At 45.9% G+C, this 12186-nt stretch carries 13 protein-coding genes; 5 read left to right on the top strand and 8 right to left on the bottom strand.

All coding sequences use genetic code 11. The annotated features are described in order from the left end of the window. From QWY27_RS13245 to QWY27_RS13220, 6 genes are read right to left on the bottom strand one after another with little or no spacing between them, the layout of a single operon-like run. Window positions 1-1131, bottom strand: a complete 1131-nt coding sequence (locus tag QWY27_RS13245; RefSeq protein WP_290198865.1) for a TIGR03364 family FAD-dependent oxidoreductase — start codon at window positions 1129-1131, stop codon at window positions 1-3. Next, window positions 1118-2200, bottom strand: coding sequence for an iron-containing alcohol dehydrogenase (locus QWY27_RS13240; protein WP_290198864.1), 1083 nt, complete (start codon window positions 2198-2200; stop codon window positions 1118-1120). Before QWY27_RS13240 ends, QWY27_RS13245 begins: the two co-directional genes overlap by 14 nt. After that, window positions 2197-3012: a phosphonate ABC transporter, permease protein PhnE gene (gene phnE, locus QWY27_RS13235; RefSeq protein ID WP_290198863.1), complete on the bottom strand. Its 816-nt coding sequence runs from the start codon at window positions 3010-3012 to the stop codon at window positions 2197-2199. The genes QWY27_RS13240 and phnE overlap by 4 nt, the downstream gene beginning before the upstream one ends. Next, the gene (phnD, locus tag QWY27_RS13230; RefSeq protein WP_290198862.1) at window positions 3009-3956 is read right to left on the bottom strand and encodes a phosphonate ABC transporter substrate-binding protein; all 948 of its coding nucleotides are present in this window, start codon (window positions 3954-3956) and stop codon (window positions 3009-3011) included. The genes phnE and phnD overlap by 4 nt, the downstream gene beginning before the upstream one ends. A gap of 13 nt (window positions 3957-3969) precedes the next feature. Further along, a complete protein-coding gene (locus QWY27_RS13225; protein ID WP_290198861.1) occupies window positions 3970-4827 on the bottom strand; it encodes a phosphonate ABC transporter ATP-binding protein in 858 nt (285 codons plus the stop codon). A gap of 30 nt (window positions 4828-4857) precedes the next feature. Then, window positions 4858-5631 carry a GNAT family N-acetyltransferase gene (locus QWY27_RS13220; RefSeq protein ID WP_290198860.1) on the bottom strand — a complete coding sequence of 258 codons (774 nt, stop codon included), beginning with the start codon at window positions 5629-5631 and terminating at the stop codon, window positions 4858-4860. A 294-nt stretch (window positions 5632-5925) separates the two neighbouring features. Between QWY27_RS13220 and QWY27_RS13215 the strand changes: the two genes are divergently transcribed. The 4 genes from QWY27_RS13215 (at window position 5926) to phoR (ending at window position 10900) form a co-directional block, all read left to right on the top strand. Next, window positions 5926-8016 carry a PhoX family protein gene (locus QWY27_RS13215; protein ID WP_290198859.1) on the top strand — a complete coding sequence of 697 codons (2091 nt, stop codon included), beginning with the start codon at window positions 5926-5928 and terminating at the stop codon, window positions 8014-8016. Between the two features lie 107 nt (window positions 8017-8123). After that, a complete protein-coding gene (gene phoU / locus QWY27_RS13210; protein ID WP_290198858.1) occupies window positions 8124-8831 on the top strand; it encodes a phosphate signaling complex protein PhoU in 708 nt (235 codons plus the stop codon). A 7-nt stretch (window positions 8832-8838) separates the two neighbouring features. Further along, window positions 8839-9570, top strand: a complete 732-nt coding sequence (gene phoB, locus QWY27_RS13205; protein ID WP_290198857.1) for a phosphate regulon transcriptional regulator PhoB — start codon at window positions 8839-8841, stop codon at window positions 9568-9570. Between the two features lie 34 nt (window positions 9571-9604). Then, window positions 9605-10900: a phosphate regulon sensor histidine kinase PhoR gene (gene phoR, locus QWY27_RS13200; protein WP_290198856.1), complete on the top strand. Its 1296-nt coding sequence runs from the start codon at window positions 9605-9607 to the stop codon at window positions 10898-10900. 3 nt (window positions 10901-10903) lie between these two features. On the opposite strand, the gene QWY27_RS13195 is transcribed toward phoR, so the two are convergent. Continuing rightward, window positions 10904-11242 carry a hypothetical protein gene (locus QWY27_RS13195; protein WP_290198855.1) on the bottom strand — a complete coding sequence of 113 codons (339 nt, stop codon included), beginning with the start codon at window positions 11240-11242 and terminating at the stop codon, window positions 10904-10906. A gap of 148 nt (window positions 11243-11390) precedes the next feature. Between QWY27_RS13195 and QWY27_RS13190 the strand changes: the two genes are divergently transcribed. Beyond that, window positions 11391-12062, top strand: a complete 672-nt coding sequence (locus QWY27_RS13190; protein ID WP_290198854.1) for a hypothetical protein — start codon at window positions 11391-11393, stop codon at window positions 12060-12062. 35 nt (window positions 12063-12097) lie between these two features. Here QWY27_RS13190 and QWY27_RS13185 read toward each other — a convergent pair. Continuing rightward, a partial coding sequence (locus QWY27_RS13185) for an IS3 family transposase (RefSeq protein WP_290195450.1) occupies window positions 12098-12186 on the bottom strand: 89 nt, incomplete at its 5' end.

Genomic DNA, 12186 nt, shown 5'->3' with positions numbered 1-12186 from the left:
TTATATTCCCCACTGATTCATGACTTCTTCGGCAAGACCAAAGGCGGTGCTTGCACCTGTTCCGCTAACAACGCTCACCACTCTAATTTGACTGTTTGGAGATATGATTAGCGCATCTGTGTCTGAGCGAGTAATTGGATACTTTCCAGTCCAACGTTGTACGACTTGATATTGATCGATACAAAGTGTGCGTTCAAGCTGATTCAGAATGAGCATATCGACAGTGTCTTGTGCGAATGGCTCGACCTCATGCGCGGGGTGATGAGAGTCGCCTACTATAAAAGTACCGTCCTGGCTCTGTACAACAATCAAATGAATCCCGGCATCCATGCATGACTTTTCCTCCTGAATAAGTCTATTCAAAAGATTTTGATGGCAATTCAATCCCGTGTATCCGGCATATCGAACCAGACTGAGATCCGACATGACTGCTGAACGTAGATGTAAGGGGTGAATAGGCTTGATGCGCAACATCTGAAGCTGGGTGTGAGTCAATCGGTAAGGCGCCAAGTATGGCTCAGCAACTCCGTGAAGTTCTGTTCCAGGACACAAAATCAAATGTTCAGTCTGAAATATTTTGCTAGCGGTACGTAACTGAGGCAGATTGATCTCAAGCAGCTCTTGATTGAAATAAAAATCAACACACATCTCCTTATTGAGAAATTGGGTGATCTGACCAATTGCATCCTTTGACTCAACGCGTAATTCGTGTGGGCTGTAGAGTCCGCCAATGACGTTTTCGCCTCGAATTTCTGGATATTGTTTGCGAATAGAATCCGCCGTAAGGAGTTTGCAATCTTCGCCCATTTCAGACTGTTGAAATGTTTCAAGTATTTCAACAGCTTCTTCACGTTGACCAATAACTATCAGACCTTGATGACAGATTGGAATGCCAGCTTGAGGAGCGATTTCAGCCCATAAGTCTCTGGAACGCAAGGCACGCCGCCAAGTATCTCCTGAGCGTTGACCAGTGACAGTTATAAAACCAAAATTCCGAACAGATGCACCAATACAGCGATCATTTTTCTCTAAAACTGCAACCCGCAAACCGCGTTTAGCAGCCATCCATGCATGAGCTAAACCGACTATTCCAGCACCAACAACAACTACATCGTAATTACTGGAGGGCATGAACAGGCTCCGCCGCGACAAAATTTTTTCCCCGTGTTGAGTTCAAAGCTGCTTTAATCCTCGCATCAATTTCAGGATTCTTGTCATTCAGTAACACTGGCTGCAATCCGAGTCCAATCAGCCATTCTTGAAGTTCCCATTCATCGCTAATGATGGGCTCCATCGATGCTCTTAGGTAAATGCTCAGCTCTTCAGATGATTCGCGCGCGATTTTATAAACGCGTGGCAACCACTTGGCACAAGCTTGGCCATGAGAAATGCCTAGTTGAAGAGTATCTTGATATGAAAGAGCGTGAACAAGGGCTGTTTCAGTCAGTGCCATCGCTTGTCCTGCCCATAGCGCCGCTTGACTCATTTCGGCTCTGAGCGAGATATCGTGAGGATGATCAATCAGACTAGGTAAAACACGGGTAATTTGTTGTGCAGCTGACATCGCAAAGGCAAATGCTTTGGGCACGCGCTGCCGATTCCAAATTGACTCCAGCGCATGCGCAAGCGCATCGACTCCGCTATCGCGTGTAACAGTCCAAGGGGTGGTTAGACAAAGCTCAGGATCAATAACAGCCCAGTCAGCCGTGGCGGCACTTCCAAAAAATGAGTGTTTAGAGCCGCGCTGCAAGTCCCAGATTGTTGCGGTAGAAGAAACCTCGCTCCCGGTCCCGGCTGTAGTGGGCATGAGCAGGAGCGGACTGGTGACGAAGTCGCCAATATCACTAACCCTATCTAATACACTTGCGATGGACATGTTTGAGGGCAGGGCAATACGCATCGATTTAGCGAGATCCAGGGTGCTTCCTCCTCCAATTGCGATGAGTGTGGGAAGGTCTCTACCGGCATGGCGAGTCCAAAAATGCTGCCGTAAGCGATCCACATGTTCAATTGCTAAAAGTCCATCCGGGCAATATAAAATTTCCTTTAGGCGCGAACCAAACATGTTTCGCAACTCATCGATGAGTGTTCTGCTTGCATGTGCATGCAACAAGATGACAACAGGTCTATTACCCGTTAACGTCGTTAAATTATGACGTGCGCCGATACTAAATGTGATTTCAGGTTTGAATTCGTTCATGTTACGCGATTCCTTAGATAGGCAGAGATGATGTCAATTGCCGTGACGGTACCCACCAGGATGATTAGCACAGCACATGTTTCAGCATATTGAAAACCGCGGATCACCTCGTACAAAATCACACCGATTCCGCCAGCGCCTACCATTCCCACTACTGAAGCTGAACGAACATTAGACTCAAAGCGGTAAAGACAAAATGAAATCCACATAGGAAGAACTTGCGGAAGAATCCCAAAAATGATTTCAGAAAATTTAGAGCCCCCCGCGGCGCGTATACCCTCGACAGGTCTTGGATCAATAGCTTCCACGGCTTCAGAAAATAATTTACTGAGAGTTCCCGTTGTGTGAACAAACAAAGCAAGTACGCCTGCGAATGGACCGAGACCAACAGCGACAATAAAAAGTAGAGCGAACACCATTTCATTGACCGCACGTAATGCATCCATTACGCGACGAAGAGGTTGATAAACCCAAGGACGAACTACATTTGAAGCGCAGAGAAATCCAAGAGGTACTGAGACCAAGATCGCGAGTAGTGTCCCCCACAATGCAATATGAATGGTTACTATCATTTCCTTGAGATAGATGCGCCAGTCATGGAAATTAGGCGGAAAGAAGTCCTTGGTCAAAGTGAGGATGTTTCCTGAGTCACGGATCAGGTCAATTGGACGAATCTCTGCGCCATGCCAAGCCCATCCAAGAAGAAGAAATGCAAAAATCCAACCTAAGTAATAACTTAGGCGAGGACGTTCAGCACTCGCGCGAGCTTTGACCCGCTCGAGTGCACTCATCGTGAGTGAATTGGTTGTCATTGCAGTTTGGCGAGTGCTTGATCAATCTCTTTAAGTTTTGAGTCTTTTTCAACTTGACTCATACCTTGCGAAGATAAAACTTTTTGACGATCCTTGAATAGTTCAAGTTGACGGATCGGTTTTAATTGATCATTGCTAGACTCTCTAAACCCACCATAGTTGTAAATATTCTTCAAAATTTCCTTTTCTTTCGGATCGGTTTTTGCGTATCCCAAAACAAATGTACGTAATTTTTCTTTAATAACCGGATCGAGATCTTTGCGCCACACAAAGGGGTCACTCGGGATAAGCGGACTTGTCCATATCACGCGAATTTGTTCATACAATTCTGGTCGGGTAGATTTGAGCCGTCCCATGTCCTCTGTGTTGTTGGTCGCTACATCAAGCTGCTTGGCAAGGATCGCTTGAATATTTGCACCATGACTTCCATTTCGAACTGATTTGAAAATCGAACGTGGCTCAACTTTCCGCTCTGAAAAAATATAGTAGGTCGGAACGAGAAATCCGGATGTTGAGTTTGGATCACCTATACCAAAATTTACATTTTTTGAATTTTTAAAGACGTCATCCAAGGATTTATAGGGAGAGTCTTTATGAGTAATTAAAAGGGCCTCATAACCGAAGCTGCCGTCCGCATACATCAATTGAGCGAAAATTTCACCATTGGCGCGATCAACAGCTTCCATTGCCGCTTTGTTGCCGTACCAGGCGACTTGAACCTTGTTGAATCGCATCGCTTCAATCACTCCGGCATAGTCGGTTGAGTAAAACGACTTAATCTTCAAGCCTGTTTTAAGTTCCATATCCTTGAAAAATGGCTCCCATTTCTCACGTTGCGCTGAAGCTGAGTCAGTCGCAATAATGCCGAAGGAAATGTCTTGAGCGATGGCTATGGCGCTAGATAACGCCAAACAGGCGGTGATGATAATGTTTCGTATCTTCATAATTTCTCCATGATTAAGCATTAATTAATGAGGGGTGTAACCTTGGCGCCGTGAAGGCGATAGGGTATGCGTCTGTGATTATTTCTTCTGCATCTGCGCCATATAAATTTTCAAGTCGCTGAGCAGACAGCTCAGAAGATGGTCCGTCATAGATCAGCTTTCCTTTTTTCATCCCCAAAGCTCTGTGACAGTAAGCTTTTGCTATTGAAATTTGATGGAGGCTAACCAGCAATGTCATGCCAAGATCTTTTGTGAGCCCAAATAGAATATCCATGACTTTTTTCGCAGAAGTTGGATCTAGAGAGGCCACAGGCTCGTCAGCCAGAAGAACTTCAGATCCCTTGAGAAGTGCACGAGCTACAGCAACCCTTTGCTGCTGCCCACCTGACAGCGTCGATGCGCGCTGATAGGCTTGAGGTCCGAGTCCGACTTTGTCGAGACATTCGAGTGCGGCGACTCTTTCCGCTTCTGTGAAACGTTTGAAAGCGATATCAAGATTTGACTTGTTGGCTAAACAGCCAATTAAAACATTGGTAATGACATCGAGTTGACCGACTAAATTGAATTGCTGAAAGACAACGCCTATCGTATTTCTGATCGACCGAATATCAGGTGAAAAAGTGCTTCCTTTGTAAAAGGATCTACCATTGACAAGGATTGAACCCCGGTCTGGATCAATTTTTTCAAGTCCGCAAAGTAAGCGAATGAGAGTCGATTTACCCGAACCAGAAGCTCCGAGTAGTGCGACAGCCTCTCCTTTATCAATTGATAAACTCACATCATCAACGGCCAGAAATTTTTGCGAATGATTCAGAGAGTGAGTTTTGAATGTCTTTGACACATGACTGATATTAAGAAGATTGGATTGCATGCGGTAGATTCCTCTTCCGAATTTCTAAGTTTATGGTTCGAAACCAAGACGTTTTTTGTAGCGAGCGTTCATCTGCTTAACATTCAGAAGCATCGGAAAATCTGCGGTATTGAAATCGGGGTCCCAGGCAGGATTGCCACAAACTTTGACACCCAGTTTGAGGTAGCCTTCAATAAGAGGTGGAATCTTTGCAGGAAGTTCTGGGTTGACCTGTTCAACTGGGTATGGATAGTGAGGTGTGACGCTCCATTGTTGATCGATCGTTAAAGTGTCGCGCACACTTCGCCATACTTCTGATGCGGTTACTCCGTCATCTCGCAAGCTGACGCTTGCGCAACCTAAAACATATTGATAATTTTTCGATCTGATGATTTCTGATAGCCCGGACCACAGCATCATCAGAGTGGGACCGTTCCTGTATGCGGAGTCGATGCATGCGCGCCCAAACTCAACAATCTGATCGCGGATGGGGTTTAGATCTGTTAGATCGAACTCCGATTCCGAATAGTATCCACCTGCGTGAATAGCCTGCTCTGGTCTAAGCACTCTATAGGTTCCTACTACTCGATTTGTTGTGTGATCGCGTACGATCAAGTGATCGCACCAGCGGTCATATTTGTCCTCGTCGATGTCCGTACTTTGGCAGCTAAAAATTGCACCATATTCCCCGCTGAATACAGTGTGTCTGAGTCGTTGCGCTTCTTCAATTTCTGTGTCTGTTTGCGCAAGCTTCACAGATAAATTTTTACTTATTTTCGGCGCGTGTACGGTCGAATTTCTTTCAACGTGGACTTGAATCAGCATTCTTTTTGATCTCCCGTGAATATCAGGATGATCAAATATTCAGATGTCAATCCTATGACGATCTCATGAAGAATTCATGACGATATGTTGTCACGCGTTTGTCATTTTTTTCACGTTTACTAAGTGATCAAATATGCAGTGTGATCGGTTAAAAATAAGGATTCAGTGATGAGAAAAATACGCCGGAATGCGTGCTTCCAGTCGATATTAAATACTGCATTGAAGAGCCCGACTCGTCGTCATTTTATAAAAGGCGGGTTGGGCCTGAGTGCTCTCGCCGTGCTCCCGGATTCCTTGAAAACCGCATGGGCATCGAGTGATGCTGTTGGCTTGCGCGCATCTCTTGAGTTTGATGCAGTACAAAAAAGTTTGCTTGACGATGTGTTGTTACCGCCGGGATACCGTTACACGATTTTGCATGCAACGGGCGATTCGATACGGTCGGATGTGCCCGCATATTCTAATCAGGGCACTGAAAAGGACGACTGGTCAGGTCGGATCGGCGATCATCACGATGGCATGGAGTTGTTTTATATCGACGAAAAAGGACGTTATTCGGTCGAAGCTACGAATCGAGCTGTTCTTTGCGTCAATCATGAAAGCTCTGCGGACGCACATTTCATCCATTCAAAAGGTCAAACATCAGCTAGCGTACAGGGAAAAAAGTTTGACCAATTTGGCTCATGGGATCTAGGCAAAAGACCCCGGGATGAGGTCATTAAGGAAATGAATTTACATGGTGTGTCGATCGTCGAGTTGGTGCTTGAGGAAAATAACTGGAAGTATCGAGTGGATAGTCATCTCAATCGGCGCATCACACCCGAGACGACTGTATTGATCGGTGCTTCCGCCTCGCATCAAAATCAAATTCATCATTTCATGAAAACTGCATTTGACCCTACTGGTCGATCCAGTCGTGGTACGTTGAATAATTGCGGCCATGGCAAAACGCCATGGGGTACATACCTGACTTGTGAGGAAAACTGGGCAAAGTATTTTCAAATTAGTTCTGAATCGTTACCCCTGCTGCCAAAGCAAGTCGCTGCTCTCAGGCGCTATGGTGCCGCTTCTCAGCCTTTGAATACATCTCTTAACAAGGCTTTTAGCCAAGGTTGGCACACTGTTTCTGATGAAAACAACCGATTTTCTCGTTGGAACATCGCAGCGTTGAGTGACAGACCTGAAAATGATTTCCGTCAGGAGATCAACACGTTTGGTTTTAATTTGGAAATTGATCCTATTGATCCAAACTCGATGCCGGTCAAGCGCACTTCGATGGGACGTTTTGCGCATGAGGCTGCGGTTTGTAGCGAGCCAAAGCCAGGCGAACCTATTGCTTTTTACATGGGCTGTGATTCTCGTAACGAGTACATTTACAAGTTTGTGACTGAAGCAGTATGGGATCCTGCAGATATTGGTGGTGGGACACGTGTGGGTGACAAGTATTTGAACGCCGGGAAACTATATGCTGCTCGATTTAATGATGACGGGAGGGGCGAATGGTTGGAGCTTGATTTCCAAGATCCCAAGATTCGAGCATTTGATATTTACCATTTCGCTAATCAGGCAGACGTTCTCGTGCATGCACGGTTCGCAGCGGATGCTGTTGGCGCGACACCCATGGATCGGCCTGAGTGGGGGGCGGTGAATCACCGGAACGGAGATGTGTACTTTGCGCTAACAAATAACAATGCTAAGAATCGCACCCCTTCTAAGGTAAATGCGGCCAACCCACGGGCGTATAAAGATACAGATGGGAAAATGGGATCAGGCAATCCAAATGGACACATTATTCGTTTTCGCGAGCATGATTTGCGTGCCAGCGCAAAGATGTTTTCGTGGGATATCTTTCTTTTCGGAGCGGAGGACGACGACCCAGTCTCGAATATTTCAAAATTATCATCAATGAATAGTTTTTCGTCTCCAGACGGAGTATGGTTTAGTCGTGCAACAGGCATTTGTTGGATTCAGACGGACGACAGTGCGATGACCGATGAATCGAATTGCATGATGTTGGCTGCCATTCCGGGATCCGTAGGAGACGGCAATAAGGTGACAGTCGCTAACTCGATGCTGATTGAAGATAAAAAGTTAGAGGGTCAACAGGAAACTTTTATCGGTTCTACGCTCGGCGATGCGAGGCTAAAGCGATTCTTAGTTGCTCCAAAGGGAGCCGAGGTAACCGGTTTGGCAGAAACTGCTGATGGAAGGACGCTGTTTGTAAATATTCAACATCCCGGAGAGAAAACAGCTCCTTTAGGAAACGCTGGGCAGTTTGACCTGCAAAGTGCATGGCCCGGTAACCGAGGCTACGGTCCGCCTGGCCGGCCACGCTCAGCTACGATTATGATACAGCGAGTGGATGGAGGGGTGATCGGACTGTAGGGGAATGCGTCCGTCATCAAATTGAAATATTGAGAAGTTAATGTGTCTTTTACATTTACTTCATTTCTTAATCGCTTCTATAGCGGTTTCAGTTAACAGGAAATTTCATGGCTGATAAACACCTTTCATCTCAGTTCGATTCTGAACTCAAAGCTCTTTGCAGCAGTCTGCTTGAAATGGGTGGCATGGTTGAGTCTCAGATCCTGGATGCGACCCGGGCGTTTGCGGAAATGGATATCGAATTGTGCAAAGTGGTGATTGATCGTGAGAAAACGATTAACACGAAGGAAATCGAGATTGATTCGGCATGTACCGAAATCATCGCGAGAAGACAGCCTACAGCCAGAGACCTGCGTTTAGTCATGGCAGTATCCAAAGCCATCACTAATCTTGAGCGTGCCGGTGATGAGGCGGAAAAGGTAGCTAAACGCACGCGACGGATTATTCGAAGCGGTGCCGAACATAAAATCAACGTAGCAGAAATTATTATTTCCGGACAGCTTGCCCTCAAGCAGCTGCGTCAGAGTTTGGATTCGTTCGCACGATTGGACAGAGATGCCGCGGTTGAGATTGTGCTTGATGACAGGCAAATCGATGAAGAATTCCGAGCTTTTGTACGTAAGCTCACATCCTATATGACAGAGGATCCTCAGACGATCGCGACTGGTCTGGATATGCTGACCATTGCAAAGTCAATCGAGCGCATTGGCGATCATGCAAAAAATATCGCCGAATTCGTGATTTACGTGGTGGGTGGTTACGATGTCAGGCACTCACCCAAAAACGAGTTGCATAAACGTGCCGCTGAGGAATAATTCGGACATGTCACATCGCATCTTGATTGTTGAAGACGAACTTTCCATTTCTGAACTGATCGCTGTTAATTTAACGCATGCTGGATACGAGGTCTTACAAGCTTTTCAGACTGAGGAAGCGAACCTCACAATGAGAGACTCATTACCAGACTTGATGATTTTGGATTGGATGCTGCCTGGTAAGTCCGGTGTTCAATATGCCAAAGAGCTACGCGCCAACGAACGTACCGCTGTAATCCCAATTTTGATGTTGACTGCCAAGAGCGAAGAGGCGGATAAAGTCCAGGGGCTGGATGCGGGAGCGGACGACTACATGACTAAGCCGTTCTCGACTAAAGAGCTAGTCGCTAGAGTCAATGCGCTCCTTAGACGTCATAGTCGTGTGCCGACTAATGCTGATTTGATGGTTTTGGGTGCCTTGAGGTTGGATCCGGTGACGCATCGAGTCACTGCCGAGTGGCCCCAATCGCCTCGTCGAGAGATTATCATTGGTCCGACTGAATTTCGTCTCTTGCAGTTTTTGATGGGCGCTCCCGAAAGAGTTCACTCACGCACTCAGTTGCTTGATCAGGTTTGGGGTAACGAAGTCTTTATCGAAGAGCGCACGGTTGATGTGCATATTAGACGACTGCGTGTTGCCTTGGCTGTAGCCAAGTGCGATGTGTATATTGAAACGGTTAGGGGGGTCGGGTATCGGGCCACAAGAAATCCAACGGCTGTGAGCATTGACAGCGAATAATCGCTGTTGATCGCTCTTTAGATGGTAAGGATGCATGAAGCTTTATTTCGGTAGATTTTTGGTATGGGTATTGATCGCAATTATTCTTGGTTGGTTACTGGGATTATTTGCAGGTACGCATGTTGGTTTACTTACCGGTATTGGTGTCATGGCATTTCCGTTGGCGAGAGGATATTTTTTCCTTGAAAAAATACAAAAATTATCTTTAAGCAATAGCAATCAATTTTCATCGCAACCGTCTGGTGCTTGGGGAGATGCGTTCTCAAAAATCGATCGCATCATGAAGGACGCTCACGCGCAGATCAACTTGCTTGAAACGCGTCACAATCGCTTTATTCAAGGTTTTCAGGCATCGCCGAATGGTGTGGTGATGTTGGACGATGAGCTGCACATCGAGTGGTGTAATGCAAGCGCTGAAAATTTCTTTGGGATAAATTTTCGCAAAGACAGCCTTCAAGACATTCGCTATTTGGTACGCAATCCCGATTTTGTGAGTTATCTCTCGCTGCGTCGTTTTGAGCTTCCAATTGTTATTCCAAAAATGGGTTTTGCCCATGAGCTTTCGATCTCAGTTCAGGTTTTTCCATTTGGTGATGATCAACTACTCTTGATTGCTCAGGATGTTACTGATCTCCAAAAGACAGAAGCGATGAGACGTGATTTTGTGGCGAACGTATCACATGAAATACGGACACCCCTGACGGTATTGATCGGTTTTCTTGAAACGATGCAGTCAATTGAGCTGTCAGCTGAGCAGCGCAACCGTTATCTCGGTCTGATGATGAAGCAATCATCTCGGATGAAAAGTCTGGTTGAGGACTTGTTGACATTAGCCAACCTGGAGGCCAACACATCGTTTGCCCCCATGCAAGAGTTTGATGTTGTGGCCGAGATGGCGAGTTTGAAAATTGACGCTGAAGCACTTTCAGCGGGTCGTCATCAAATAGTTTTTGAAGTGCTGACAGATACGGCCGTCTATGGTGAGCGTCGTGAGTTGCATTCAGCGTTCAGCAATTTGATTTCTAATGCGATTCGTTATACGCCTGAGGGTGGTCAAATTACTGTGTCTTGGAGCTTGAGTCCCAGCCATCACGGTATTTTTTCTGTAACCGATACGGGTCCCGGTATTGATCCAGTTCATCTGCCACGCATCACTGAGCGGTTTTATCGCGTTGATGGCAGCCGTTCACGCGATACTGGGGGGACCGGCCTTGGTTTAGCGATTGTCAAGCATATCGCCACCCGCCACAACGCCCAGCTTTTGATTACTAGTGTTTTAGGTGAGGGCAGTACATTTAAGCTCAGATTTGCACCAGAACGGCTAGTTTAATCATCAAATAAACTGTAGACGTTTATTCAAGGTAGCCAAGTCTGTTCGTACTGGTTGCAGTACGCCATTTGGCGACTCTGCTCCACAGATTATTCCGGCACCAGAGACCGGAGCCAAGTTGTCAACCTTGAATCGCGCATCTCCTGGTTTGGCTTTAATGAAGCAGTCTTCATCAAAGTACAAGCGGTCTCCACCATCGTCAATTTCATCAAAATCAACGCTTTTTGCCCCTAGGAGTGAGGCGATTTGCTGCGCGCCATCGGTTAATTCAATCTTTGTAATTTCTCTGCTTGAGGGATCTATCAGGTAGGCATTCATTTGTTGCGTGTTGTCCTGTGGCATTTAATGCTTGTTCGCGACTTTTCCGGCTAAGTCGTCAGAGATGCTGCAATATCAGTTTATTTCAATTACTGTATGCGTATTACTTTACCAATACTTCCGGTATGGAAACACGTCGAGTTTAGAAATACATCGTGTCTAGGAATCCATTTTGAATATCGACATTGCTTCGCTATTTTTAATATTGGCACTTTTTTTCTTTTTGTTGCCTGCAGCAGTTTTTTTTGCGACGTCCGAGCTACGGGATCGACAGGTCTATTGGTGGTGCATAGGCGGTCTGGGTACAAGCCTTGGGTTTATGTTTGTCGGTCTGAGAGGGGCCATTCCGGACTTGTTCAGTTTTTTGTTCGCGCATATTTTCTTTGTGATCGGTTTTAGTTTTCGCTCACTGTCTCTCAGGCTGGAAATATCAAAAAACATCTACCGAACAGCCTATGTTTACGCTGCGATTGGGGTCGTTTACCTGGCAGTTTTTTCAGCTCTCTTTTACTCTAATGCCAGTGAGTTTTTTCGGTTGAACTGGGTACACGCTTACCTTGTCTTGATGTCTTTGGATCTTTTGCTGATCAGTCAGTCTATTTATACCGAACATAAGAATAAAGGTGGAAAGCTCATCGCTTGGATGGCGATATTCATTTTGCTGGGCCTGCTTGTGAGAATGATTGGTTACACCTCTGAGATGGGTGGTTTGGGTGTGTTTGAAAAGGGGGCAGATCAATACATCGGTATTTTTTGCATCATGATCGGCTATGTATTGGGTAATTTCGGTTTTATCCAGCTGCGCCTCGAAAAGCTTTGGGAAAATAAAAAAGCAGTGGATTGAACTGACCCCATAAAGTTGGACAGTTTAAAAGCGGATTAGGGCCTCAAGGGTTGAGTTCTGTATTGCACAGGACTCAGCCCTTTGAGTTTTGTCTTGATCCGGTCGTTGTTGTAATAGTGAATAT

This window comes from Zwartia vadi, from assembly GCF_030410375.1.
GTDB classification, from domain to species: Bacteria; Pseudomonadota; Gammaproteobacteria; order Burkholderiales; family Burkholderiaceae_B; genus Zwartia; species Zwartia vadi.
Note: the sequence above shows the minus strand (reverse complement) of the source record. Positions and strands in the feature narration are given on the sequence as shown.

What these genes read in the sequence shown, in the direction of transcription:
- QWY27_RS13245 (WP_290198865.1), bottom strand. Translation starts at nt 1,131, where the DNA reads ATGCCCTCCAGTAATTACGATGTAGTTGTTGTTGGTGCTGGAATAGTC.
- QWY27_RS13240 (WP_290198864.1), bottom strand. Translation starts at nt 2,200, where the DNA reads ATGAACGAATTCAAACCTGAAATCACATTTAGTATCGGCGCACGTCAT.
- phnE (WP_290198863.1), bottom strand. Translation starts at nt 3,012, where the DNA reads ATGACAACCAATTCACTCACGATGAGTGCACTCGAGCGGGTCAAAGCT.
- phnD (WP_290198862.1), bottom strand. Translation starts at nt 3,956, where the DNA reads ATGAAGATACGAAACATTATCATCACCGCCTGTTTGGCGTTATCTAGC.
- QWY27_RS13225 (WP_290198861.1), bottom strand. Translation starts at nt 4,827, where the DNA reads ATGCAATCCAATCTTCTTAATATCAGTCATGTGTCAAAGACATTCAAA.
- QWY27_RS13220 (WP_290198860.1), bottom strand. Translation starts at nt 5,631, where the DNA reads ATGCTGATTCAAGTCCACGTTGAAAGAAATTCGACCGTACACGCGCCG.
- phoU (WP_290198858.1), top strand. Translation starts at nt 8,124, where the DNA reads ATGGCTGATAAACACCTTTCATCTCAGTTCGATTCTGAACTCAAAGCT.
- phoB (WP_290198857.1), top strand. Translation starts at nt 8,839, where the DNA reads ATGTCACATCGCATCTTGATTGTTGAAGACGAACTTTCCATTTCTGAA.
- phoR (WP_290198856.1), top strand. Translation starts at nt 9,605, where the DNA reads ATGAAGCTTTATTTCGGTAGATTTTTGGTATGGGTATTGATCGCAATT.
- QWY27_RS13195 (WP_290198855.1), bottom strand. Translation starts at nt 11,242, where the DNA reads ATGCCACAGGACAACACGCAACAAATGAATGCCTACCTGATAGATCCC.